General features: G+C 68.9%; 17 protein-coding genes and 1 tRNA gene. 6 read left to right on the top strand and 12 right to left on the bottom strand.

What is annotated here, in order from left to right; translation table 11 throughout:
* Positions 1-18: 18 nt before the first annotated feature.
* The 4 genes from mutL to AC06FA_RS13760 all read right to left on the bottom strand — a co-directional run bounded on the left by mutL (position 19) and on the right by AC06FA_RS13760 (position 5845).
* A complete protein-coding gene (gene mutL, locus AC06FA_RS13775; protein WP_478068787.1) occupies positions 19-1923 on the bottom strand; it encodes a DNA mismatch repair endonuclease MutL in 1905 nt (634 codons plus the stop codon).
* 322 nt (positions 1924-2245) lie between these two features.
* Complete coding sequence (locus AC06FA_RS13770; protein WP_478068786.1) at positions 2246-3799, bottom strand: N-acetylmuramoyl-L-alanine amidase; 1554 nt, start codon at positions 3797-3799, stop codon at positions 2246-2248.
* 82 nt (positions 3800-3881) lie between these two features.
* Positions 3882-4364 carry a tRNA (adenosine(37)-N6)-threonylcarbamoyltransferase complex ATPase subunit type 1 TsaE gene (gene tsaE, locus AC06FA_RS13765; RefSeq protein WP_478068785.1) on the bottom strand — a complete coding sequence of 161 codons (483 nt, stop codon included), beginning with the start codon at positions 4362-4364 and terminating at the stop codon, positions 3882-3884.
* Between the two features lie 5 nt (positions 4365-4369).
* Entirely contained in the window at positions 4370-5845 is a 1476-nt protein-coding gene (locus tag AC06FA_RS13760; RefSeq protein WP_478068784.1) for an NAD(P)H-hydrate dehydratase, read from the bottom strand.
* Between the two features lie 23 nt (positions 5846-5868).
* Here AC06FA_RS13760 and queG point away from each other — a divergent pair, with 23 nt between their 5' ends.
* Positions 5869-6939, top strand: a complete 1071-nt coding sequence (queG, locus tag AC06FA_RS13755) for a tRNA epoxyqueuosine(34) reductase QueG (RefSeq protein WP_478068783.1) — start codon at positions 5869-5871, stop codon at positions 6937-6939.
* Positions 6940-6983: 44 nt separating this feature from the next.
* Complete coding sequence (xseA, locus tag AC06FA_RS13750; protein WP_478068782.1) at positions 6984-8315, top strand: exodeoxyribonuclease VII large subunit; 1332 nt, start codon at positions 6984-6986, stop codon at positions 8313-8315.
* A gap of 567 nt (positions 8316-8882) precedes the next feature.
* Here the strand turns inward: xseA and AC06FA_RS13745 are convergent.
* Positions 8883-9782 (bottom strand): M48 family metallopeptidase, encoded by a 900-nt coding sequence (locus AC06FA_RS13745; protein ID WP_478068781.1) that lies wholly within the window; start codon positions 9780-9782, stop codon positions 8883-8885.
* Between the two features lie 86 nt (positions 9783-9868).
* A complete protein-coding gene (locus AC06FA_RS13740; protein WP_478068780.1) occupies positions 9869-11746 on the bottom strand; it encodes an SUMF1/EgtB/PvdO family nonheme iron enzyme in 1878 nt (625 codons plus the stop codon).
* A gap of 84 nt (positions 11747-11830) precedes the next feature.
* Here AC06FA_RS13740 and rnd point away from each other — a divergent pair, with 84 nt between their 5' ends.
* Positions 11831-12907, top strand: a complete 1077-nt coding sequence (gene rnd / locus AC06FA_RS13735) for a ribonuclease D (protein ID WP_478068779.1) — start codon at positions 11831-11833, stop codon at positions 12905-12907.
* A gap of 40 nt (positions 12908-12947) precedes the next feature.
* Here rnd and AC06FA_RS13730 read toward each other — a convergent pair whose 3' ends face one another.
* Positions 12948-14084, bottom strand: a complete 1137-nt coding sequence (locus tag AC06FA_RS13730; RefSeq protein WP_478068778.1) for a hypothetical protein — start codon at positions 14082-14084, stop codon at positions 12948-12950.
* Between the two features lie 109 nt (positions 14085-14193).
* Between AC06FA_RS13730 and AC06FA_RS13725 the strand changes: the two genes are divergently transcribed.
* Entirely contained in the window at positions 14194-15261 is a 1068-nt protein-coding gene (locus AC06FA_RS13725; protein WP_478068777.1) for a hypothetical protein, read from the top strand.
* Between the two features lie 64 nt (positions 15262-15325).
* Here the strand turns inward: AC06FA_RS13725 and AC06FA_RS13720 are convergent, their stop codons facing one another.
* The 4 genes from AC06FA_RS13720 to AC06FA_RS13705 all read right to left on the bottom strand — a co-directional run bounded on the left by AC06FA_RS13720 (position 15326) and on the right by AC06FA_RS13705 (position 23034).
* Positions 15326-17398, bottom strand: coding sequence for a DUF4034 domain-containing protein (locus tag AC06FA_RS13720; protein ID WP_478068776.1), 2073 nt, complete (start codon positions 17396-17398; stop codon positions 15326-15328).
* Between the two features lie 131 nt (positions 17399-17529).
* Positions 17530-19824, bottom strand: coding sequence for a TonB-dependent receptor (locus tag AC06FA_RS13715; RefSeq protein WP_478068816.1), 2295 nt, complete (start codon positions 19822-19824; stop codon positions 17530-17532).
* Between the two features lie 234 nt (positions 19825-20058).
* A complete protein-coding gene (locus AC06FA_RS13710; protein ID WP_478068775.1) occupies positions 20059-22617 on the bottom strand; it encodes a Cache 3/Cache 2 fusion domain-containing protein in 2559 nt (852 codons plus the stop codon).
* A gap of 120 nt (positions 22618-22737) precedes the next feature.
* Positions 22738-23034, bottom strand: a complete 297-nt coding sequence (locus tag AC06FA_RS13705; RefSeq protein ID WP_478068774.1) for a Rho-binding antiterminator — start codon at positions 23032-23034, stop codon at positions 22738-22740.
* A 97-nt stretch (positions 23035-23131) separates the two neighbouring features.
* Between AC06FA_RS13705 and AC06FA_RS13700 the strand changes: the two genes are divergently transcribed.
* Both AC06FA_RS13700 and AC06FA_RS13695 read left to right on the top strand, forming a co-directional pair.
* Positions 23132-23207, top strand: a tRNA-Ala gene (locus AC06FA_RS13700).
* Between the two features lie 119 nt (positions 23208-23326).
* Positions 23327-23887, top strand: a complete 561-nt coding sequence (locus tag AC06FA_RS13695; RefSeq protein ID WP_478068773.1) for a hypothetical protein — start codon at positions 23327-23329, stop codon at positions 23885-23887.
* A 37-nt stretch (positions 23888-23924) separates the two neighbouring features.
* Here AC06FA_RS13695 and AC06FA_RS13690 read toward each other — a convergent pair whose 3' ends face one another.
* The gene (locus tag AC06FA_RS13690) at positions 23925-24101 is read right to left on the bottom strand and encodes a hypothetical protein (RefSeq protein WP_478068772.1); all 177 of its coding nucleotides are present in this window, start codon (positions 24099-24101) and stop codon (positions 23925-23927) included.
* Positions 24102-24198: the final 97 nt, after the last annotated feature.

The raw sequence follows: 24198 nt of genomic DNA, 5'->3' as shown, positions 1-24198 counted from the left end.
CCCTCAACGTGGCGCTGCTCAACGGCCGCGCAGGAACCAGCGGTCGATCTCCGCCAGCGAGAAACGGGCCCAGGTCGGTCGACCGTGGTTGCACTGGCCGGACCGCTCGGTGATTTCCATGTCGCGCAGCAGCGCGTTCATTTCCGGCACGGTCAGGCGACGGTTGGCGCGCACGGCGCCGTGGCAGGCCATGGTCGACAGCAGTTCGTCCCGGGCCGTAGCAATGCGCCGGCTCTGGCCGTGTTCGCGCAGGTCGGTCAGCACGTCGCGCAGCAGGCCTTCCGGCTCGGCATTGGCCAGCAGCGCCGGAATGCTGCGCACATGGAGTGCGCCCGGGCCGGCACGGGTCACTTCAAAGCCCAGTGCGGCCAGCGTGTCCGCTTCGGTCTCGGCGGTATCGGCTTCGCGCTCGCCGACAGCCAGGGTGATCGGCACCAGCAACGGCTGCGACTGCAGGCCGATGCCATCGTGGGCGTTCTTCAGGCGTTCGTAACCAATGCGCTCGTGGGCGGCATGCATGTCCACCACGATCAGGCCTTCGGCGTTCTCGGCCAGGATGTAGATGCCGTGCAACTGGGCGATGGCGTAGCCCAGCGGCGGCACGCCGGCATCGGCACTGGTTACCGGCAGGCCGTTCTCGCTCGGCATGGGCGGCAGCGCGCCGCTGCGCTCGCCCGCAGCGGGTGCGGCATACAGCGCGGCGTAGGCGGCCGGCGCATCGGCCACCTGCAGGCCCAGCGGCTGCTGCGGGCGCCAGCCGGAAAAACCACCCCCGCCGCCGCTTCCCGAACCGGGCGCGGGGCCGCGCACCAGGCCGAAGCCCGACGCCCCGGCACTGGACACCATCGGCGCGCCACCTGCGTCCACGGGGTGGGCCGGGCCGGCACCAATCTCCTGCGCGGACACACCGGCGCGGGTATCGGCCAGCGCGTCCTTCAGCGTGCGGTAGACGAAGTCATGCACCAGCCGCGAATCACGGAAACGCACCTCATGCTTGGCCGGGTGCACGTTCACGTCCACCCGCGTCGGGTCCAGTTCCAGGAACAGCACATACGCCGGTTGCCGCCCGTGGTACAGCACATCGCCGTAGGCCATCTTCACTGCATGGGCCACGCTGCGGTCACGCACCGACCGGCCGTTCACGTACAGGTACTGCTGGTCGGCACTGGCCCGCGAGTAGTGCGGCTGCGCGATCCAGCCATGCAGGCGCAGGCCCGCACCCGTGTGGTCCACGCGCACGGCCTGGGTGGCGAAATCCTCGCCCAGCGTTTCCGCCAACCGCGTATCGGAGTACAGATCACCGGGCTTGTAGCGCCGCGATGCCTTGCCGTTGTGCGAAACGCGCAGCTCGACGTCGGGCCGCGCCAGCGCCAGCGAACGCAGCCACTCTTCGATGTGGCCCAGTTCGGTGCGTTCGGCGCGCAGGAACTTGCGTCGTGCCGGCACGTTGTAGAACAGTTCGCGCACTTCCACCGTGGTGCCCGGCGCATGCGCGCGCGGGGTCACCTCACCGATCTTGCCGCCCTCGATCTGCAGCGCCGAGCCGTGCTCGTCGTGGGCGCGGCGCGAGGCCAGGGTGAAACGACTGACCGAGGCGATCGACGGCAGCGCTTCGCCGCGGAAGCCCAGCGTGGCCACCGATTCCAGATCGTCCAGATCGGCGATCTTGCTGGTGGCATGGCGGGACACTGCCAACGGTAACTGCTCCGGCGCGATGCCGCTGCCGTTGTCGCGGATCCGGATCAGGCGCACACCGCCTTCCTCCAGCTCGATATCGACGCGGCTGGCGCCGGCATCGATGGCGTTCTCGACCAGCTCCTTGACCACCGACGCGGGGCGCTCGACCACCTCGCCGGCGGCGATCTGGTTGATCAGGATTTCCGGCAACGGCCGGATCGGGCGCGGATGGGCATCAGACTTCATCCAGCGATGATAACGGAGCGACCCGCGGTAGAGTCGACTGTCAGTCGACTGCTTGTGGACTGTCAGTCGACTGCCCCTGGTCGGGCGCGAAAACCCCGCGCTGCGCTCGGTAGAGTCGACTGTCAGTCGACTGCCCCTGGCCGGGCGCGAAACCCCCGCGCTGCGCGCGCAGTCGACCAACGGTCGACTCTACACTTGCTGCCGCCGGCCATGCCCGCGCTGCGCGCGGTAGAGTCGACTGTCAGTCGACTGCCCCTGGCCTGGCGCGAAAACCCCGCGCTGCGCGCGTAGTCGACCAACGGTCGACTCTACCGGCAGGGGGTTACTTGCTGCCGCCGGCCATGGTGGCCGCCGCGTCGATCTCCGCCTGGGCGCGGGCGGCATACAACGTGCCCGGGGGCGGCTGGCGGCTGAAGAAGGTGTGCACGCCATCCAGCACGGCACCCGCCACCTTGCGCTGGTAGGCCGGGTCGGTCAGGCGACGCTCTTCGTCCGGGTTGGAGATGAACGCCGTTTCCACCAGCATGGCCGGCATATCCGAGGTGCGCAGCACCGCGAAGTTTGCCCGCTCGATGTTCGGCTTGTGGTTGTTGCCGATCCGCTTCAAGCCGCCCAGCACGTGCCCGGCCGCATCTTCGGACGCCTTCATGTAGCCGCTCTGGGCCAGGTCCAGCAGCACGCTGGCCAGAGTGCCTTCGGTCTGCTGCAGGCGCACGCCACCGACGAGGTCGGCCGCGTTTTCCTTGTCCGCCAGCCAGCGCGCGCGCTGCGACGAAGCGCCCTTGGTGGACAGCACGTACACCGAAGAACCGGTGGCCGAGCGGTTTTCCGCGGCGTCGGCATGGATCGAAATGAAGATGTCGGCCTTGTTCGCACGCGCCTTCTGCGCACGCATCGGCAGCGGGATGAAGACGTCGCTGTCGCGGGTCAGGAAGGCCTTCAGGCCCGGCGTGGCGTTGACCTGACGCGCCAGCTCACGCGCAACCGCCAGGGTCACGTCCTTCTCGCGCTTGCCGGTCGGGCCGATCGCACCCGGATCCTGTCCGCCATGCCCGGGATCGATCGCCACCACCAGGTGGCGCATGCCGGGCTGCATGCGGATGCGCGAGGCATCGCTGGGCATGGCCGGGCGCGGCGCCGGGGTCGGGGCGGCCGGCGTCGGGGCCGGCGCGGCAGGCGTGCTGACCACGGCCTTGGTCGGCTGACCGGCCAGAATGGCGGCCGGGGAACCGGCAGCCGGAGCACTGGCCGCCACGGTGCCGGCAGCGGCCACCTGCGCGGGCGTCGTGGTCGGGGCCGGTGCCGGCGCCACCGGCGCAGCCGCACTGGCACTGGCCTGCTGCTGCACCTGTGCGGTCAACAATGCCGTGGCACGCGCCGCATCGCCGCGGGTCTGCGCGCTCTGCGCCGCAGCCGTGGGCGCCGCCGCGGGGCCAGCGACAGGCGCCTGCGCGGCGGGGGCACTGGCCACCGGCGCCGGACCATCGCCCGGCCATTCGATCACCAGGGTGGATGCATTGCCGTCGCGCTGCATCTGCGGGCGGAACGGCGCAAACGATTCGGCCAGGTCGAACACCACGCGGAAGGTGCCGGGCACCGGCTGACCGGTACGCACGGCCGTCACTACGCCCTGCGCCGCCGGCATCTTCAGGTTGCGCACCGCGCTGGAGTCGGGGAAATCGACCACCAGCCGGTTCGGCGACGACAGTGACAGGGTCTTGTAGCCGCCACTGCCGACCAGCGCGATTTCCGCGCGGGTGCCGGTCGAGCCGGTATTCAGCACCACCTGGCGTACTTCACCCGCCCACGCAGCCGCGCTCGTCAGACCCAGTCCGACGGCGGCACAGATGGCGATGAGACGGTTCCCCAGGCGCATGGCTCAGGATTCAATCACCGCGCTGAACGGAATGCAACACCTTTTTCCTTAATAATCCGTAACCTGCCGGTGTTTGTTCTCGTCAGGCGACAGAAATGGCCTGCAAGTCGCCCCCGTCGGGTAGACGAGTCAGCCATTCACGTCCAGCGTCGCTGGCCCCGGTGAGACGCACGCGTCGACCCTGGCCCTCGATCTCCAGCGCCACCACCAGGTCCGTGGGCGGCAGCGCACCGGCGCCGCGCTCGGGCCATTCCACCAGCCACAGCACCGCACTGCCCTCGTCCAACCCCAGGAAATCCAGCTCACCGGCCTGGCCGATGCGGTACAGGTCCAGGTGCCAGGCCTCGCCGCCGCTGGCCAGCGGATAGCGCTCGACCAGGGTGTAGGTCGGGCTGCGGATGGCCCCCTGCACGCCCAGCGCGCGCAGCAGCGCACGGGCGGTGGTGGATTTGCCAGCGCCCAGGTCGCCACGCAGTTCAACCACCGCCTGCGGCGGACGGGTGGCCGCCAGCCACTGGCCGAGCAGTTCAGTGGCCTCGGGGTCGGCAAGGAAAAATTCGGTCATCGGGGTCATTCCGGGTTGGCCAGCCGCCGCAGGGGCGCCAGCAGATCAGTAGGAAGCAGGCCGCGTGCGCCATCGGCCGCGGCGGCGTCTCCAGCCAGGGCGTGCAGCAACGCACCCGCGGCGGCCGCATCGAAGGCCGACAGGCCCTGCGCGCGCAGGCTGGCAATGATGCCGGTCAACAGGTCGCCCATGCCGCCCACGGCCATGCCGGGGTTGCCTGCGGCGATCAGGCGCGGCGTCTGCCCCGGCGCAGCGACGATGCTGCCGGCGCCTTTCAGCACCACCACGGCGTGATAGCGCTGCGCCAGCGCCTGCGCACTGCCGGCACGATCGGCCTGGATGGCGGCGGTGGTGGTGTCCAGCAGACGCGCCGCTTCGCCCGGGTGCGGGGTCAGGATGGCATCGGCGATGGTGTGCGGGTCCTGGGCCAGCAGGTTCAGCGCGTCGGCGTCGATCACCAGCGGTTTGCCGCAGGTGGTGACCCGCGCAAACAGCGCCCGCGCCCAGTCGTCCTGGCCCAGCCCCGGACCGATCGCCACCACGCCGGCCTTGGCCAGCAACGCCGGCAGTGCGTCACCGTCCTCCAGCGCGTGCGCCATGGCTTCGGGCAAGCGGGCCAGCAAGGGGCCGACGTGATCGCGGCGGGTGCCGATGCTCAGCAGGCCAGCACCCGCGCGCAGTGCCGCTTCGGCCGCCAGTGCGATGGCACCGCCACTGCCGTGGTTGCCGCCCACGCACAGCACGTGGCCGGATTCCCCCTTGTGGGTGTTGGCCCGCCGCGGCGGCAGCAGCGCGACCAGGCGATCACCGGCCCAGCATTCGGCGGCCGCCTTCACGCCCTGCCAGGCGGCCTTGGGCAGCTGCAGCGCCGCCAGCGCGTGTTGGCCTGCATGCTCCAGCGCGTCGCCGGTATACAGGCCGCGATGCGGCACGATGAACTGCAGCGTCAGCGCCGCACGCACCGCCACCCCGGGCGCACTGCCGCGGTCGGCATCGACGCCGCTGGGCACGTCCAGGGCCAACAGCGGGGCGCCCTGCGCGTTCAGCGCTTCGATCACCGCCCTCGCCTCGCCTTCCGGCGCGCGGTCAAAGCCGAGGCCGAACAGGGCGTCCACCCAGACATCGGCGTCGGGCAGCGTTCCATCGAACGCGGCCAGCGCCCCGCCAACGGACTTGAAATCCGCCGCGGCGCGCCGTGCCAGCGCGGTGGCCGGCGGCTTTCCGGGCAGGGTCAGCACGCTCACCCGGCGCCCGGCCAGCTGCGCATGGCGGGCCAGTACCAGGCCATCGCCACCGTTGTTGCCGCTGCCCACCACCACGCCCACGTGCAGCGCCTGCGGCCAGTGCCGCAACAGGCGTTGCCAGGCCGCCAGCCCAGCCTGGGCCATCAGTTCCCAGCCGCCATCGCCGGCGAGCGCCGACGCCTGCGCATCGAGCGCACGCGCAGCAGCGGAATCGAACAGATCGGCAAGGTTGGCCATGCGGAGATTTTATACTGGTGCGCATGTCCCCTGTTCCTGCCCCCCTCGATCCGGCCCTGGCCGTGCAGCGCATCCGCGATCTGGCGCGCGCGCACGGCTTCCAGCGCTGCGGCATTGCCGGCATCGAGCTGGGCGAGGACGAAGCGCACCTGGCCGACTGGCTGGGCCAGGGCCTGTACGGCACCATGGACTGGATGGCGCGCCACGGCACCCTGCGTGCACGCCCTGCTGAACTGCTGCCCGGCACGGTGCGGGTGATCTCGGTCGGCATGGACTACAGCCACAAGGATGACACCGAGGCCTGGGCCACCCTGGCTGACCCCGGCCGCGCCTACGTGGCGCGCTACGCGCTGGGCCGCGACTACCACAAGCTGATGCGCAACCGCCTGCAGAAGCTGGCCACGCAGATCAACGACGAAGTGGCACCGCTGGGCTACCGCGTGTTCGTCGATTCGGCGCCCGTGCTGGAACGCGCGCTGGCGCGCAACGCCGGGCTGGGCTGGATCGGCAAGCACACCTGCCTGATCGACCGCCATGGCGGTTCCTGGTTCTTCATCGGCGAGATCTACATCGACATTCCGCTGCCGATCGACGCCCCGGCCACCGCGCACTGCGGCACCTGTACCCGCTGCATCGATGTCTGCCCGACCCAGGCGATCACCGCGCCGCAGCGGCTGGATGCACGGCGCTGCATTTCCTACCTGACCATCGAGCACGACGGCGCCATTCCCGAAGACATGCGCCCGCTGATCGGCAACCGCATCTATGGCTGCGATGACTGCCAGCTGGTCTGCCCGTGGAACAAGTTCGCCAAGCGCACCGACGAAGCCGATTTCCGTGCGCGCAACAACCTCGATACCGCGCGCCTGGACCAGCTGTTCGCCTGGGATGAAGCCGAGTTCCTGCGCCGTACCGAAGGCAGCCCGATCCGTCGCAGCGGCCACGAGCGCTGGCTGCGCAATATCGCCGTGGCGCTGGGCAATGCGCCGGCATCGGCCGAAGCACTGGCCGCCCTGCAGACGCGACGGGATGATCCCTCGCCACTGGTGCGCGAACACGTGCAATGGGCCCTGGCCCAGCACGGTGCGGCCTGACGTGCGATCCTGAGCGCCCGCTCCACCTGCCGCACGCCGTACCCATGCAGCCACGCAACAACGACATTCTCACCCCCAGCCAGCTGAACACCCTGGCCCGCGACCTGCTGGAAGGCAGTTTCCCCGCCATCTGGCTGGAAGCGGAACTGGGCAGCGTGGCCCGGCCCGCCTCCGGGCACCTGTACTTCACCCTGAAGGATGCGCGCGCCCAGCTGCGTGCGGCGATGTTCCGGATGAAGGCGCAGTACCTGAAGTTCGTGCCGCGCGAAGGCATGCGCGTGCTGGTGCGCGGCAAGGTGACGCTGTATGACGCCCGCGGCGAGTACCAGATGGTGCTCGACCACATGGAAGAAGCCGGCGAAGGCGCCCTGCGCCGCGCCTTCGAGGAACTGAAGGCACGCCTGCAGGCCGAGGGGCTGTTCGATCCCGCGCGCAAGCGCGCCCTGCCGGCACACGTGCAGCGCCTGGCGGTGATCACCTCACCCACCGGTGCCGCGGTGCGCGACGTCCTGAGCGTCCTGGCGCGGCGTTTCCCGCTGCTGGAAGTGGACCTGCTGCCGACCCTGGTACAGGGCAGCACCGCCGCCGCGCAGATCACCCGCCTGCTGCAGGCCGCCGACGCCAGCGGGCGCTACGACGTGATCCTGCTCACCCGTGGTGGTGGTTCACTGGAAGACCTCTGGGCCTTCAATGACGAAGCCCTGGCCCGTGCGATCGCCGCCAGCGCCACGCCGGTGGTGTCGGCCGTCGGCCACGAAACCGACTTCAGCCTCAGCGATTTCGCCGCCGACCTGCGCGCGCCCACGCCGTCGGTCGCGGCCGAACTGCTGGTGCCGGACCAGCGCGAACTGACCGTTCGCCTGCGCCGCAGCGCGGCGCGCATGGTGCAGCTGCAGCGGCATACGATGCAGCAGGCCATGCAACGCGCCGACCGTGCGTTGCTGCGGCTGAACGCGCAGAGCCCGCAGGCCCGCCTGGATCTGCTGCGTCGGCGCCAGCTGGACCTGGGCCGGCGTCTGCAGGCCGCCTTCCAGCAACAGCAGGAACGGCGCGCTGCCCGCGTGCGCCATGCGGCGGCCGTGCTGCGTGCGCACCACCCACAGCGCCAGCTGGACGAAATGCAACGGCGCCTGCTCACCCTGCGTGGGCGCCCACAGGCGGCGATGCAGCGGCTGCTGGAACGCGACGCCCTGCGCCTGCGCGGGCTGGCACGCTCGCTGGAAGCGGTCAGTCCCCTCGCCACGGTGGCGCGTGGCTACAGCATCCTGACCCGTGCCGAAGATGGCGCGCTGGTGCGCCACACCGGCCAGGTGCAGCCAGGCGATGCGCTGCAGGCCCGCGTCGGCGACGGCGTGATCGACGTGCAGGTCAAGTAGGGGTTGTTCGGCAGGGCTGCGCCCTGCACCTGCCGAATCAATGTCAACGTCAACGTCAACGTCAACGTCAAAAGCAACAGCGGGCTGTCCCTGGTTGGCGGGGCGGTGTGGGTGGGCAGGACACGCCGTAAACCCATCCATGGGGGCTCGTAGGCGCCATCCATGGCGCCTGCGGTCCTGCCCACCCACACCGCCCCACCTTCGACAGATTCACGCGGCTGCGGGAACGGCCCGGGGTCGGATCCCGTTGCTGCGCAACGGGCTCTGACCCCGGAATTCTTTTCGATGTCTGACAGATTCATCCACGCATGGCGTGGATCTACAGTGTCGACCAAGGTCGACACCCACCAGAGCAGAACGCCGTTCCGACAGATCGCGGGAAACTGTCAGAGGCGGGGCGGTGTCGGAGTGCGGGGTGTCAGCCGCATGGATGCGGCTGCCAAGCCTACAAGGACGTACTTGCGGCGTCCCCGCACTCCGACACCGCCCCGCCATCCTCATGAAATCCGCTTTTGACGTTGCCGTTGCCCCAAGCAGGTGCAGGGCTGCAAGCCCTGCCACCCCCCCCTACTGCGCCTGCTCGCAGAATTTCTGCCGGTACTCCAGTGCCTTCGGCATCAACGCCTGCAGGTTCTGGATGCGCGTACCCGGATTGGGGTGGGTTGAAGAGAACTCCGGCGGCGACTGACCGCCGCTGGCCTGACCCATGCGCTGCCACAGCGGAATCGCCTCGCGCGGATCGAAGCACGCGGCCGCGGCCAGCATCAGACCCACTTCGTCGGCCTGCGTCTCGTGGCTGCGCGCATACGGCAGCAGATAGCCATAGCCCATCGCCGACATCATCATCTGTTGCTGCTGCGCATCCATGCCGCTGGCCGCGCCAGCCATCTGCCCGATCTGGGTCAGCTTCTGCTGCGCCATGCGCTGCGCACCATGACGCAGCAGCGCATGCGCGATCTCGTGGCCCATCACCACCGCCATCGCGTCGGTGGTGCGCGCCACCGGCACCAGCCCGGTATACACGGCCATCTTGCCACCGGGCAGACAGAACGCATTGGCCTGGTCACTGGGAATGACGTTCACCTCCCACTCGAAATCGCGGGAGAAATGCGCTGGCTGCAGGCCATGCTCCTGCGCCAATGCGGTTTCCACCACATCCACCTTGGCAATCAGGCGCTGGGCAATGTCGCGGATATCACGCGAGATCTGCGCGTTGGGGTCCAGTGGCCGCTCCTGCGCCAGGATCTGCTGGTAGGCCTGCAGGCCCAGTGCGCGCTCCTCGCTGGCGTCCAGGCTGCTGTCGATCAGCACCTTCTCGCCCGTGTACGGGTCCACCGTGCGGTTGGAGAACCAGTAGAACGCCGCATACCCGGCAGCCAGCAGCAGCACCCACCAACGGATGTTGCCGAACAGTCCGCGCCGGGGCGAGCCCTGTTGCGGCGAGCGGGAGAAGGGATCGTTGCGCATCGGCAGGGCTTCCGGCGGACCCCGCCGGCCGGCGGGCACGCTGCAATCTTAGTGCGCCGCTGCCTGCGCGGGGTGAAGCGGCCGCATCAGATGCCGCGGACCAGGCGGAAGCCGATGCGGGCGTTGGTCGTATCCGAATCCTGCGACTGCCGCCACGCCGCACGGGTCTGCTCGGGGGCGTTGGCCCAGTTGCCGCCACGGATCACCCGCGCACGGCAGCCCGGGTTGTACCAGGCCACGCCGTCGGCCGGGGCGCGGCGGTAGCTGGCGTGCCAGCAGTCGGCGACCCATTCGCTCAGGTTGCCGCCCATGTCATGCAGGCCGAAGGCATTGGCCTGGAAGCTGCCCACCAGCGCCGGCCCCCACCAGCCATCGCCATATCCCACGAAGGCGTTGTGCCAGTGCCGGCCCGAGGGGGAAACGTCCTGGCTGCCGGTGTAGTTGCCGCTGCCCGGCGGCGGCAGGCCGGCATCGCCCCAGGCGTAGCGTCCACTGCCGCCCGCGCGCAGCGCGTACTCGAACTCGGCTTCGCTGGGCAGGCGGTACGACCGGCCGGTCTGCTCGGACAGCCAGGTGGCGTAGTTTTCCGCGTCGCGCACGCTCACGTGCATCACCGGCGAATTGCCCATGGCGCGGCTGCCGTCGTAGTCCGAACGCCAGTCCACGCCGCTGCGGCGGATGAAATTGCCGCTGCGCTCGTCGTACACCACCGAATGGCCGCGCCGCGTCGCACGCGGGCGCGCGTTGGTGGCCTTCACGAAACGCTCGAAATCAGCGACGGTCACCTCGGTGATCGCCATGGCGAAGCCACGCTCGAAGCGCACGTAGTGCGACGGGCGCTCGGCGTCCGTGGCGCCGGGCTCGGTGTCACCGGCCCCCATCTGGAAGCCGCCGTGCGGCACCACGATCATCTGCGGGCCACGCCCGCCGTCGCGCAGTGCATCACTGAACACCTGCCCCGGACGGAAGCTGCCGTAGTGGGTCGCCAGATCGATGCGCTCGCGCAACTGTGCCACCACCGCATCACCGGGCAGCGCAATGCGCAGCGCCTCAGCCAGTTTCTCCCGCGCCGGCTTCAGGCCCTGCGGCGTGGCCAAATCCTGCAGGCCGCTGTCGCGCAGCTGGACCAGTGCCGCCGCGCGGATCTGCTCGATGCGCTCGAACGCGTCGGCAATGGTGGGCGAGGAATCACGCACCTTGCTGGCTTCGGCCAGCCAGGCGCCGGCCGAAGCAAAATCGCGGATGCGCGCGGCATCCTCGGCACGCCGGATCAACGCACTCTCTGCGGCCGCCAGGCCCTGCCGGGCACGGCGGTTGTCCGCATCCAGCGCCAGCGCTTCACGGAAGGCCGGAATGGCGCCATCGCCGTCCTCGCCGATACGGCCCGCGCGCAGATCGTCCTCACCCGACCGGTTGTAGGCCACCACGCGTTGCGCGGTCTCGACCCGCCCCTGCAGCGCGCGCACCTTCGGGTCATTGGGGGCCAGGGTCAGCAGCACCAGTGCTTGTCGCCCGGCCTCGGCCAGCGCCTCGCGCTGCTGCAGCGGCCGCGCCAGCAGCGCGTCGACCTGCTGCTGCAGGCGCTGCCGGGCCCGCACCAGGCCGGCACGGGCAGCACGGTCGTCCGGCGCTTCCTCCTGCACCGCCAACCACAGCGGAATGGCCGCATCACTGTCTTCGTACAGGTGGCCGGCGGCATGGGCCTGTTCGGCGGCACGCCGCAACTGCGCCAGCGTCCGCCCTTGCCGATCCACCCGCGGCGGCGTCCAGCGCTGCACATCCTCACTTGCGTCTTCACCGGCAATGGTTACCGTGCCCGTGGCCGCTGCGGCGGCGGCCTCATTTGCCTTGGGCCGCGGCCGTTCCGGTTCCTGCGCCGACGAGGGCGCAGGCGGCGATGGCGTACACGCGGCCAGCCCCAGTGCCAGGGCAGTACACAGCGCGATCGGCAGCGGAAAACGCAAACGGAGGCTCCTTCGGTACGGACGCGCACCGACGTTAGGCTATTCTCCCCTGCCTGAGCAAACCCGAGTAGCAGGCCCCGACCCGTGGCAATCTGGATCACCACCCCCGCCGAGCTGGACGCGTACCGCCAGCAGCGCCCGGCCCGTATCGGCCTGGACACCGAATTCATCCGCGAGCGCACCTTCTGGCCGCAGCTGGCCCTGGTGCAGATGGCCGTGGGCAGCGACATCCTGTTGATCGACCCGCTGATTCCGGGCATGCCCGAAGCGCTGGCGCCGTGGCTGACCGACGAATCGATCGTCAAGGTCATGCACAGCGCCAGCGAAGACCTGGTCGCCTTCAAGTGGACCTGTGGCGTGCTGCCCCGTCCCCTGTTCGACACCCAGATCGGCGCGGCGCTGGCCGGTATCGGCGGCGGCATGGGCTACCAGAAGCTGGTGCAGGAGATCACCGGGGTGGCGTTGGCCAAGGGCGAAACGCGCTCGGACTGGATGCGCCGCCCGCTTTCCGAATCGCAGCTGCAGTACGCCGCCGACGACGTCGAACACCTGTTCGCCCTGCATGATGCGATCGAGGCCAAGCTGCAGGCGCTGGGCCGGCGCCAGTGGCTGCAGGACGATGCCGAGCGCCTGCTGGCCAACGCTGCCAACGACGAAGACCGCTGGCCGCACCTGGGCATGCGCGCGGCGCAGTTCCTCGACGCCGCCGCACAGCATCGCCTGCTGCGCCTGCTGCGCTGGCGCGATACCCAGGCCCGCAGCAGCGACCGCCCGCGCAGCTGGATCCTGGACAATGAACTGGCCGCCACCCTGGCGCGCACCCCGCCGGCCGATGCTGCCGCGCTGGGCAAGCTGTTCGAGCAGTTCCCGAAGGCCCCGCGCAAGTTGGCCGGCGCTGTCTGGCAGGCGCTGCAGACCCCACTGGCCGACGAGGCTGAGGCGCCGCTGGCGGTACAGGCCAGCGATGCCGACAAGAAGACCATCAAGAAGCTGCAGGACGCGGTCGCCGAACGCAGCCGCGAGCTGGGCCTGGCCGATGGTGTGCTGGCCTCGCGCAAACATCTGGAAAGCTACCTGGAGCGCCGCCAGTGGCCGGCGGCGCTGGCCGGCTGGCGCCAGCAGGAACTGGAAGCCCGGCTGCAGGCCTTGCTGCCGGCGTAGCACGGCATCGCGCCGGGCCGACCGGGCCCGGCGCCCAGGATCAGACGTAGCCGCGCGCCTTCAGCTGCGCCCAGCGCTGCCGGCCGATCGCCTTGCGCATCGCCGGCAGTGGGTCCACCGAACCGGTGTTGTCGGCCACCGCGACCACGAAATCGTCGGTGGTGTGCAGCAATGCACGCTGTTCCGGCGCGTCCAGCCAGGCCGCCACCCGCGCGAGCAGGCGCATGGCGGAGGTCGTGCTGCCGCGCAGTTCCATCAGCCGGCCATGCCGCTTGCATGCGTCCAGCAGTGCCGGCTCCTCGAACCAGCATTCATCCTCGTCGCGCTGCCCGGCACGCATTTCGTCCGGTGCCCACAGGTAGTACGCAATGTCCTCCCCGCGCTCGAGCACCGCCTCGCGGTAGGACTGGCGGCCCCAGGTGATGAACGGAGGCCAGGCCGAACTGAAGTCGCCATCGGTGAAGCACAGCAGCAGGCAATACAGCGGCTCCCCGCGGGGAATCTGCGGCAGCTGGGCGGAAATGGCCTGCATCAGCAAGCGTTCGACATCGGCCGCGGCGGCGGCCACGGATTCGCCGCGGCGCGGGCGCTGGTACTCCAGGCGCTGGTTGCCGGTCGGGGTGCCGTCCTCGTGCAGATACTGCAGTTCGATGCGGTCCAGCGCGCCTGCGTCATCGTAGCTGTACACGTCCTGGCACCACCACGTCGGGTTGCCTTCCTGCCAGTTTCGCTTCACCACGCGCTGCAGCACCTCGCCCGCCCAATGGAACGTGCTGTCGTAGCCGCGCTGGCCCACCGTCAATTCACTGTACTGCAGGCGCCCCTGCGGTTCATGCAGGGTGCGGGCCGAGGCAATGCTTCCGCCACGATAAAAGCTCACGCAGTGCCGCTGCTCGACGCCGTGCAGCCACACCGTCGTCCTGGCGCCGTTGTCAGCTACGGCCATCACGATGCGCCCCTGCGCGTCGAACCCGTGATGCACATGCGCGTCCGGGTCCGCCTTGGCATCCTCCAGCCAGCGGCTGCGGCGGAAGCTATACTTTTCAGCCGTGAACGGCGCGTCGTGCGCCATATCGCCGCTGGCCCAGCGCCAGCTCACCACCAGGGCCCGGCATTGTTCGATCAGCGCCGTGGCGGCGCGGCTGTCGGCGTACTGCTGGTACAGCGTCTGGATCATGGTCGAGGTCCGTTCAACACAGCGCGCCAGCCTAGCATGCAGCGGCGCCCTGCACCGCCGCTGCGCGAGGGCCGTGCTAGGGTGGCGCCGTGCAGACAAGGAGACGTCGATGAACCCCCTGAAAACCGCGGCAGCGTGTGCCCTGCTGCTGGCATCGCCCGCCATGGCCAGCCCCGCGACGCGGCCCACCTACGAGCAGGAAAAGGAAAACAGGGCCAAGCTGGTGGACATCATTGACGGTGCGACCCGCGACGGCCTGGTCGCCGTGCTGGTGCCGGCCCCGTATGTCGTGCACAGCGGTGGACCGGGCGTCGGCTCGCCCATCACCGGCTTCCATCTGGGCCGCCGCTCGACCGACCTGCCCGGCTTCTCGGCGCGGGTGTCGTGGCAGCACAAGGACATTCCCTCGCAGGGCTACGTACAGCTGTTCAACACCAACGAACTGGAGACCGGCCCACAGCGCACGGTGCTGATGGACGTGTTCGAAGTCCATCTCATTCCGCCGGGCACGTACCTGCTCAATGGCGCGGAAAACTATCGCCTGAACACCCGGGTGGCCAAGCTGAAGCCGCTGGGCGCCAAGGACGAGGTCTCCAAGGACATCGGCGCCACCCGCCTGGCCGACGTCGACTACCGCTTCTATTCGTGGAAGAAGGTCTGGGTGCCGCCCTACACCGCAACCGACCAGCACTCCCGGCAGGTGTGTACCTCGGTGCACGTTGCGTCCGGCAACTGCATGTCCTGGGGCACGCAGAACTACCAGACCTCCGAAGCCAGGGAAGGGTTCTGGGAAGACCGGATCGTCCCCGATACCATCCCTGCCGTGCGCATCCAGGCGGTCATCGCCAAGGCCCATGCGCCGCTGGCCTTCACCGCGCGCGAAGGGCAGATCCTGCTCAGCCCCTTCATCGTTGCCGCCGATGGCGATGTCGATTTCAATGCAGGCGACTGCGCGCTCGTGCAGAACGTGACCGGGTGTGCGCTGCGGCGCTTCACCGTGCATTACCAGCCGGCCCCGCTGGACGCCGCGCGCAAGCACATCGCGATCACCTCGCAGGGGCTCAGCGCGAAGCAACGCAAGGTGCTCGAGCGCATGGAAGCGATGCAGCTGCAGGTGCTGGGCCCCAGCGCAGCGCCCGACCCGGCACTGGGACTGGGCGTCAGCGCCACGCCCTGAGCCCCCGCTCCCGCAGCCGTCATGACCAGGGCGGCCCGCTGGTCCGGGCCACCCTCGTCGCGCTTCAGACCGCGGTAAGGTCGCTGTCCTGGTCGCGCTGACCAAAGGTCAGGGCCCAGGTCGCGCTGTCCACCTGCTGGCGATCCTGCTCCTGCTGCCGGCGCGCACGGCTGGCACCGAACCAGCGGCCTTCGCCATTGATCAGCGGCGCCATGCGCACCACGTCCACGTACTCCGGATCGATCTCACGGGCACGCTGCAGCCAGGTGAGTGCCAGGAATGCGTTGGCCGGCACACCGTTGCCGAAATGGTAGATATCGGCCAGGTAGCCGGCGCCCCACAGCCTGTCCTGCGCGTCGCCGCGCCACCACAGCGGGATCAGCGCGCGTTCCACCGCTTCGCGCTTGTGGGCATCGTTCTGGCCATCCAGGACCAGGCAGGCCAGGTTGCGGCAGGTCGGGCCCCACACGCGTTCGCCAGGCTCGGCCTCAGCCAGGCAGCGCAGGTACACCTCGCGCGCACGCGCCTGGTTCGCGGCGCCACCGGCTGCAACCAGGCGCACGCCCAGGTTGTAGAGCGCGATCAGATCGCCGCCTTCCACCGCGCGCTCCTGCCAGTGCAACGCTTTTTCCGCATCGACGAATTCCGGCTGCTCGCGGCCGCCCAGGCGCCCCTTGTACAGGTCGCACAGCGCGGCCATCGCACCGGCGTCACCGTCCTCGGCCATGCGCTGCAGCAGCGAAAGTCCGGCGCGCTGGGAAACATCACAGAACAGATTGGACGCAAAGGTGACCGTCGACGTGTCCTGCTGTGCTGCCAGCAGCAAGCCGCGCTGCAGCAGCGGCTGTGCACGCAGCGGATCGGCGGTCAGCCCCAGCAGGCCGTGCTCGATCGCACTGGCGGCCCAGAGCAGGCCAAGCGCCGAATCACCTTCGCGCGCGGCGTATTCCACGACCTGCGCGAACAGGGCCTGCGCACCTTCCACGTGGGCGAACCACGCGCAGGCTTCCAGGTTGCTGAAGCCTTCGTGCAGGACCACGTCACGGTCCAGCGTCCACGCCTGCTGCAGGTCGTCCAGCACCGCCTGCATGTGCGTGGCGTCCCAATGCACATCGCCGCTGTCGTCCTCGCTGCGGCCCCGCCGGTAGCGCAATGATGCACGCTGTGCCAGCACCTGTGCCCGCACCGAGCGCTCCAGGTGCCAGTCGAGGATCTGTTCATAGGCCCGCTCATGCGCAGCGATCGCCTCGGCATCATCGCGGCGCGGCAACTCGCCCATCCAGTCCTGTTCCTTGCACCAGCGCAACGCGTTGCGCTGCGCCAGCTCCAGGCCGTGGCACCAGCCGCCCTCGATGAAATCCTCCATCGCTTCGTGGCTGCCGCCCCAGCGCGGGTACAGGTAGTAGAGCGTGTCTTCCAGCGTGCTCAGGTCATCGGGCCGCTGTTCCAGCACCAGGCGCATCCAGTACGCCAGCGGGGCAGCGAAATCGTCTTCGCTGCGCCCGCGCAGCACGGCGGGCAGTTCGCTCGGCAGCGACGACAGCGGCGTGCCGAAGCGCGACAGCAGCTGCAGCGCCTGTGGCCAGGCCTGCGGATAGTGTTCGGCCAGTGCTTGCGCATCGGACTCGGCGGGTCGGCCCGCCTGCAGCGCCAGCAACCAGTTCGGCTCACGCAGGTAGCTGGTGATCCGCTTGATGCCATCCAGCGCCAGTGCCGGGCGCGGTGACAACGGGATCGCCTGCAGGTAGGCGTGCACGGCGTGGTCGCGGGCCAGCTGCGCGGCCAGCCACTGGCTGTCCTCCACCAGCGCGGCTACGTCGGCACTGCGCAGCGCACCGGCGGCAGACTCCCAGCACGCGCCGAGGCGAAGGTGCGCGTAGTAGCTGCCGGGCGCGGCGGCCACCCACTGCTGCGCCTGCTGCAGGCGCTGATCCAGGCTGAGCGTTGCATCATGCACGTTGCGCAGGCGCCAGCGGATGCCGGGCAGGCGCTTGGCGCCATCCAGCCATGCCAGCTCGTGCGGCGCCAGCAAGGCGTCCAGCGCGGCATGGTCCTGCGCCTGCAGTGCGCTGCGCGCCTGCGCGCGCCATGCCAGATCTTCCGCCGACAGGCCATCCTTCGCCATTCCATTCGTCATCTACAGCCATCCAACAAGAGCGGGGCCGCTATTGGACAGGTCCGCGTGCACATCGGCAAGCGTATCGATGGCGCCTGCAAAGAAAAACGGCGCTCGATGAGCGCCGTTCTCGTTACCGGATCAGACAGGCCTTACCAGTTCATGTTCAGCGACACACCCACGGTACGCGGTTCGTTGTACACCGCCGCCATGTAGTTTTCGATCACACCCTTCAGGTTCTTCTCGTTGGTGATGTTGCGTGCAAACAGCGCCACTTCGTACGCGCCGTAATTGCCCGAATAGCCCAGCTTCAGGCCACCTTCGAAGTCGCCCTTCGAATTGAACTCCTGGCTGTCATACAGCACGAAGCTGGTGTAGCCCTGCTTGTTCCAGTCGGTGGACACGAACATCGTGCCTGCATCGCTGACCGGCATGTCGTAGCGCGCGGCGAAGTTGATGTTGTACTTCGGCGCATTCGGCAGCGGGTTGCCATCGATCTGCGCGAAGGTGTTGGCGCCGACCTTGATGGTCGGGTCGTTCACCGTGCACACCACCTGGCCGTTCAGGCCACAGACCTGCGCGTATACGCGCTTGTCCTGGATCTCGCTGTGCAGCAGGCTGACGCCAGCGCTCAGGGTCAGGTTCGGGATCGGACGCAGTTCCATGTCCGCCTCGAAGCCGTAGGCCTTGGCCTTGTCAGCGTTGAACAGCACGCCGTTGCCATCCGAATCGTTGCCGTTGAGCTGGATGTCGTTGACCGTGTAGGTGAACGCGGTGGCATTCAGGCGCAGGCGGTTGTCCCACAGGCTGCTCTTCACGCCCGCTTCCCAGGACAGGATGGTCTCCGAATCGGCGGTGGTGAAATCAGCGTTGAACACCGCCGAACGGCCCTGGATGGTCGGGCCACGGAAACCGCGTGCCACCTTCGCGTAGACGCTCACGTTCGGGTTGAACTGGTACATCGCGCTGATGTCCCAGCTCGGGGTGGTATCGGACATCTTCACGTCCGTACGGCCCTTGTAGGTCACCACACCGGCGGCGGTGTCGGCGGTCTTCAGCAGGCGCGTGTGCTTCTCGTCGCGGGTCTGGCGCAGGCCCGCGGTCACGCTGAACTTGTCGGTGAAGGCGTAGCTGATCTGGCCAAAACCGGCCCACGAGGTGTTCTTGTTGCGCAGGCGCACCCAGTTGTTCGGGTTGCGCGCGGCGCCCTGCAGGAACCAGCCGCGCTGGTAGAAATCGGTGGTATCGCTGCCGTTGAAATAGAACGCGCCGGCCTGCCACTGCAGGGCGCTGTCATCGTGGCTGGCCAGGCGGAACTCCTGGGTCCACTGGTCCAGGTCACGGATCTGACCCATCGACTGGCCGTAGCCGTTGGCCACGCCATTGAACGGGAAGTCCGCCGCTGCACCGCCGTCGGTGTCGCCACGGCTGTAGCCGGAGGTGGTTTCGTAGGCGGTGATGGAGGTGAAATCGACCGCGCCGAAATCGTAGATCGCCTTCACCGAACCGCCGTAGGTCTTGTAGGCCTGCGGGTTGTTGTCGGCTTCGTCATAGGCGACCTTGTCGCGCGGCACGTCGGTCTGGTTCGAACCCTTGGTCAGCGCACCGCGCAGGAACAGGGTCGAGGTGCCGTCGTAATCGCGGGCGTGGGCCGAGGCCAGGATCGAGAACTGGTCGCTGGGCTTGAGCAGCAGCTGCGCACGCACGTTGCGGTCATCGAAGCCGCCCATGGCGTTCTTCTTCGGGCTGACCGTGCCGTCGGCGCTGGGGCCACGGTAGGTGTTGTCCACGTAGTCATCGCGGTGCTGGTACAGCGCCGACACGCGGAACGAAGCGATGTCATTGATCGGGCCACCGAAGCCGCCATCGACCGACACGCTGTTGTAGGTGGCATAGCTGGCACTGACCCGGCCGGTGTACTCGTCCGTCGGCTTCAGGGTGTCGAACTTGACGATGCCGGCGGTGGTGTTGCGGCCGAACAGCGAGCCCTGCGGGCCGCGCAGCACTTCCACCTGGTCCACGTCGTAGACCGGGTTGGACTTCAGCACCACGTGTTCCAGCACCACGTCGTCCTGGATGATCGACACCGGCTGCGAGGCACCCAGGTAGAAGTCGATGTTGCCCAGGCCGCGGATGTAGAAGCGCGGGAAGATGCGGCCGGTGGTGGTTTCCGCATACAGGCTGGGCACGCGGCCGGACAGTGCCAGCAGCGTGTCATCGCCGCCGGCGGTGAAATCGCGCATGCGATCGCCCTGCACCACGCCCACCGACACCGGCACTTCCTGCAGGTTCTGCTCACGGTGCTCGGCGGTCACGGTGATCGTGTCCAGGCCGGTCGGGGTCGGTGCGCTGTCCTGCGCGGCAGCGCCGAAGCTGACGGCCAGGGCCAGGCCGGCACAGGCCAGGGCCAGCGGGTGGCGGCGGAAGGAAAGCGAGGAAGACGACATGCCCGTCGAACGACGGGAAGCGATATGGGAAGGCATCGAAAGCTCTTGGGAGACGTCCGGGCGGCCTGCGCAAGCCGGGCGGTAGAGGGGGAACCACTGCGCAAGCGCCCATTATCGCCCGAATTGTTACGATTTCGTTGCGCACGCCGTCGCAGTCCGCGTCCCGCCCGCTGCGGCAAAGTGCGCAGGTGGCAGGCGGCAGCCTGCGCTACCGCCTCCCGGGCCCTGCTGCCCTTACGCCGTGGCCAGTTCCGGACGCCGCTGCAGCACGAAACGGCCGGCCGCGTCCTGCAATGCGTGCGCCTGTTCGCTCATCGAACGGGCCGAAGCGGAGGCTTCTTCCACCAGCGCGGCATTCTGCTGGGTCACGCCATCCATCTGCACGATGCTCTGGTTGACCAGTTCAATGCCGGCCGCCTGTTCCTGGCAGGCATGGGCGATCTCGCCCACCAGCCCGCCCAGTTCGGTCACCGAGGCGACCACGTCCTGGATGGTGCGCCCGGCATCGCCGGCCAGCACGTTGCCTTCGGCCACGCGGGCCACCGATTCCTCGATCAGCCCCTTGATCTCCGCTGCCGCCAGCGTCGAGCGCTGCGCCAGCGCGCGCACCTCGCTGGCGACCACCGCGAAGCCGCGGCCTTCCTCGCCGGCACGTGCCGCTTCCACGGCGGCATTCAGCGCCAGGATATTGGTCTGGAAAGCGATGCCATCGATCACCGAGATGATCTCGGCGATGCGCCGCGAGGCGGCATCGATCTGGCCCATCGTCGCTTCCATCTCGGCCATGGCCACGCCTCCGCGCCCGGCCACCTGCGCCGCCTCGGTCGCCAGGCGGTCTGCGCGGCGTGCGTGATCGGCGTTCTGCCGCACGGCCGAGGTCATCTCCTCGATCGAGGCGGCGGACTCTTCCAGGTTGGCAGCCTGCTGTTCGGTACGTCGGGACAGATCATCGTTGCCGGCAGCGATTTCCGCAGCGGCCGTGCTGACCGCAGCGGCGGCCTGCTGGATGCGGCCGACGATGCCGGCCAGCGACCCCACCGTTGCATTGGCGTCCTCGCGCATGCGCGCGAACACCCCCTGCGACTGTCCTTCAATGCGGTCCCGCAGATCGCCTGCAGCCAGCTTGCGCAGCAGACCCGACAGCGCCAGCAGGTTGTCATCGGCAGTGGCCATCACGCTGTTCAGGCCGTGCACCATCTGCTGGAAGTCATTGGCGAAGGCCTGCGCATCGCCGCGCACGCTGAAATCACCGGCGGCCGCCGCAGCAACCAGCCGCTTGATCTCGCCATTGATGCCCTGCAGCTTGCCGCGCACGCCGTTCAGCGCCTGCGTGATCGCCACCTGTTCGCCCGGCAGCACGTCCATGGTCTGCTGCAGATCGCCTTCGGCGTAGCGCTGGACCAGGGCCACCATGCGCTGCTGGGTCTGCAGGTGCGCCGACACCAGCGCGTTGGTGCCGGCCACCATGGTGCGGAACTCACCCTCGAACGCCTGCTCGTCGATCCGGTGGCTGACCGCGCCCGCTGCATGGCGTTCGCTCATCGTGGACTGCGCCTGCAGGATCTCGCGCAGTTTGGCGCGCATCTGCTGCAGCGAGCCGAGCAGACGGCCGACTTCATCATCGCGGCCGGCATCGATGTCGCGGTCAAGGCGCCCGCTGGCCACATCGCGGGCGACCTGCGCCGCCGTGGCCAGCGGACGCCCCAGCAGGCGCCGCACCACCAGCACGATCAGCACAACCACCGTGGCCAGGGCCAGCGCGGAAATCAGTGCGATGCGCAGCATCAGGCCGTTCAGTACCTCTGCCAGCACCGACTCCGGCTCCAGGCCGATCACCAGCCACTGCCAGGCGCCATAGCGCTGCGCCGTCGCGAACCAGGCCTGCTCGGGGCCACCCGCGGCCGGGCGCAGACGCAGACGCGCCTGCGTGCTGCGGCCATCCAACAGGGCCTGCACGTTCGGCAGATCCGCTACGGCCACGCGTTCCTGCAGCAGGCCCCCTTCGCCATCGGCGGCGGCCAGCACGCGGCCGCGCTCCTTGCCCTGGCGGGTATCGACGACGATGAAGCGTCCCTCGCGGCCCAGCGTCGCCTCACGCAGGCGCGTCTTCAGCGCGGCCAGGCCCTGCGAGTAATCCTGCCCCACGAACGCGATGCCCGCCACGCTGCCATCGGCCGCCGGGATCGGCATGTAGTGGGTCATGTAATCGGTGCCGAACAGGTGTGCCGGCCCCGTGTAGCCCTGCCCCGCGCGCACCCGCGCGTAGGCCGGGTTGGCGTGGTCCAGCACGGTCCCCAGCACGCGTTCGCCCTGCGCATTGCGCAACGAAGTCGCTACGCGGACGAAGTCGTCGCCGTCACGCACGAACACGGTGGCAACGCCGCCGGTCGCCTCGGCGAAGCGATCAACCTCGGTCGATGCCGGGCCGATCGCCTGCGTGCCCAGGCGCAGGGTCGGCACACTGCGGCCCACCACGTCGATGGGCGTGGTGGCATCGGCCAGCGCCTCGCCCTGCGGCAGCATCGCGCGGAAGGTACCCGCAATGCGCTGGGTGCTTTCGCCCAGGCTGCGGTCGTACAGCTGCACCGAATCGCGCATGAGCACCGTGCTGGTATCCAGCCCCGCAGCGACGCGTTGCTGGTAGCTGTCGGCGGTATCGCGGTAGATCAGGATCGCCAGCGCGGCAAAGGCCACCGTGGTGATCGCCACCATCAGCAGCGCCAGGCGGGTTGCAATGGTCAGGGTCCGCTTCGGCGGCGAGGCGGAAAATCGGGAGGCAGCCGGGGTCATCATCAGAGGGAATATCCGTGGAAGGGAGCGCGCGAAGCGCCCCCTCTTAACGGCACCGTTCTGGTCCTCTTTACGCCACCCGGCCTAGCCGCTTCAGGCTATTGACAGCGCCAAGCCCTTGATTCACAAACCCTGTTCAGGTTCATCGGGGCGCGGAACGGCCAACACGGTACGCGGCCCGGGCAGGCCATCGGCGCCCAGCGTGGCCACCGCCCGCAGATGGTCCAGGCGGATGCGGTGCTCGCCGTCCTCCGCGTCCAGCACCAGGAATTCCTCCTTGCCCGGCGTGCTCAACGTGGTCCGCGCGCGGGCCACGAAGGTGCGGCCATCCGTCAGTTCCACCTGCAGGCGTGCGCGGTGCAGGCAGGCGATTTCCAACACATCGTGCAGATCGCATTCGATGGGGCGGTAGTCGGTCATAGGGCGTCTTTCGGCAGTCAAGGCGTCCAGCCTGCCACGACTGCCGCCCACTCGGCTTGGCAAGCCCCCGGCGGCGGCGCTACACTGGGCGCGCCGTGGGGCCATAGCTCAGCTGGGAGAGCGCGTCGTTCGCAATGACGAGGTCAGGAGTTCGATCCTCCTTGGCTCCACCATTTTCAGAGAAGCCCGTAGATCCCCGTGATCTGCGGGCTTTTTCTTTGGGCACGGGCGTCCGCGACCGATAGGATGAGGGTACCCGCGGCGCGGAGCGCCACATGCAGGAAGGGCTCCCATGGACCATGCCGCGATACCCGATCCACCTCTGATCCCGCTTTCAACCCTCATTCCCGGCTGGAAGGGTCAGTACATTCCCCGCTACGTCGCTGACGTCGCCCATGGGCTTGGTCTTGAACAGGCGCGATTGCGGGGAAGTCAGTGGCTCGTCGTCCTGCGCCTTCGCGAACTATCCTACGACGGCATGTGGGAGAAGATCAGGATCGTGTCCGGGCACCAGGAACTGAAAGACGCAGCGGGCGTGGCCAAGGACGCTGCAATCCAATGGCTTGCACAGCGCAGGAGCGAGGTGCGCCCCTACGGTCGTTGGCGCCCGATGCAACACCAGCAGCCATGGCCATCAACCGCTCCGCTGTGGCAGGGCGCCCCTCTTCCCTCCTATCTGGCAGGCCTGTGGGACGGCACGGGGTACTGCGCGATCGAGGTCGCGGCCGCCATCCTGCCGACCGCCCCCACCGATCCCATCAATCCTGCGCTGATCCAGCAGATCGACATGCACGAACTCGCCGGCTGGTTCGCCGAGGTGGCCCGCGCCGCGCAGACGCCGCCGTCGGCATGACCTCGGCCGACGGGACCTCGACCTGCCCATCACCGGCTCAACCCGGCTCCTGGCTTCCATCCTTGCGTTGCGGTCGCCGCGTATTGTCGTCATGCACCTTCTGATCGTGCTGGCCAGGGCGGCGCTTGGCCACGTCGTCCTGGTGCTGGTCCTGGCGGCTTTCCTGGGTACCGGCATCCTTTTCGGCAGGCGAAGGCGTGCGGGGAGTAGTCATGGCGGGCTCCGCACCGGCACCGTGCCGGGCTTGCACGACCACGCTAGCGGCGCGGCCGTGAGTCCGTGGTCGCGCTGCTGCGAGTGGCGCGTGCATA

Source organism: Stenotrophomonas sp. Steno-C17 (assembly GCF_056393165.1).
This window is presented reverse-complemented; position numbering and strand designations above follow the sequence as displayed.

Coding starts and splice junctions, on each gene's coding strand:
- mutL (WP_478068787.1), bottom strand. CDS start 1,923: ATGAAGTCTGATGCCCATCCGCGCCCGATCCGGCCGTTGCCGGAAATC.
- AC06FA_RS13770 (WP_478068786.1), bottom strand. CDS start 3,799: ATGCGCCTGGGGAACCGTCTCATCGCCATCTGTGCCGCCGTCGGACTG.
- tsaE (WP_478068785.1), bottom strand. CDS start 4,364: ATGACCGAATTTTTCCTTGCCGACCCCGAGGCCACTGAACTGCTCGGC.
- AC06FA_RS13760 (WP_478068784.1), bottom strand. CDS start 5,845: ATGGCCAACCTTGCCGATCTGTTCGATTCCGCTGCTGCGCGTGCGCTC.
- queG (WP_478068783.1), top strand. CDS start 5,869: ATGTCCCCTGTTCCTGCCCCCCTCGATCCGGCCCTGGCCGTGCAGCGC.
- xseA (WP_478068782.1), top strand. CDS start 6,984: ATGCAGCCACGCAACAACGACATTCTCACCCCCAGCCAGCTGAACACC.
- AC06FA_RS13745 (WP_478068781.1), bottom strand. CDS start 9,782: ATGCGCAACGATCCCTTCTCCCGCTCGCCGCAACAGGGCTCGCCCCGG.
- AC06FA_RS13730 (WP_478068778.1), bottom strand. CDS start 14,084: ATGATCCAGACGCTGTACCAGCAGTACGCCGACAGCCGCGCCGCCACG.
- AC06FA_RS13725 (WP_478068777.1), top strand. CDS start 14,194: ATGAACCCCCTGAAAACCGCGGCAGCGTGTGCCCTGCTGCTGGCATCG.
- AC06FA_RS13720 (WP_478068776.1), bottom strand. CDS start 17,398: ATGACGAATGGAATGGCGAAGGATGGCCTGTCGGCGGAAGATCTGGCA.
- AC06FA_RS13715 (WP_478068816.1), bottom strand. CDS start 19,824: ATGTCGTCTTCCTCGCTTTCCTTCCGCCGCCACCCGCTGGCCCTGGCC.
- AC06FA_RS13710 (WP_478068775.1), bottom strand. CDS start 22,617: ATGATGACCCCGGCTGCCTCCCGATTTTCCGCCTCGCCGCCGAAGCGG.
- AC06FA_RS13705 (WP_478068774.1), bottom strand. CDS start 23,034: ATGACCGACTACCGCCCCATCGAATGCGATCTGCACGATGTGTTGGAA.
- AC06FA_RS13695 (WP_478068773.1), top strand. CDS start 23,327: ATGGACCATGCCGCGATACCCGATCCACCTCTGATCCCGCTTTCAACC.
- AC06FA_RS13690 (WP_478068772.1), bottom strand. CDS start 24,101: ATGACTACTCCCCGCACGCCTTCGCCTGCCGAAAAGGATGCCGGTACC.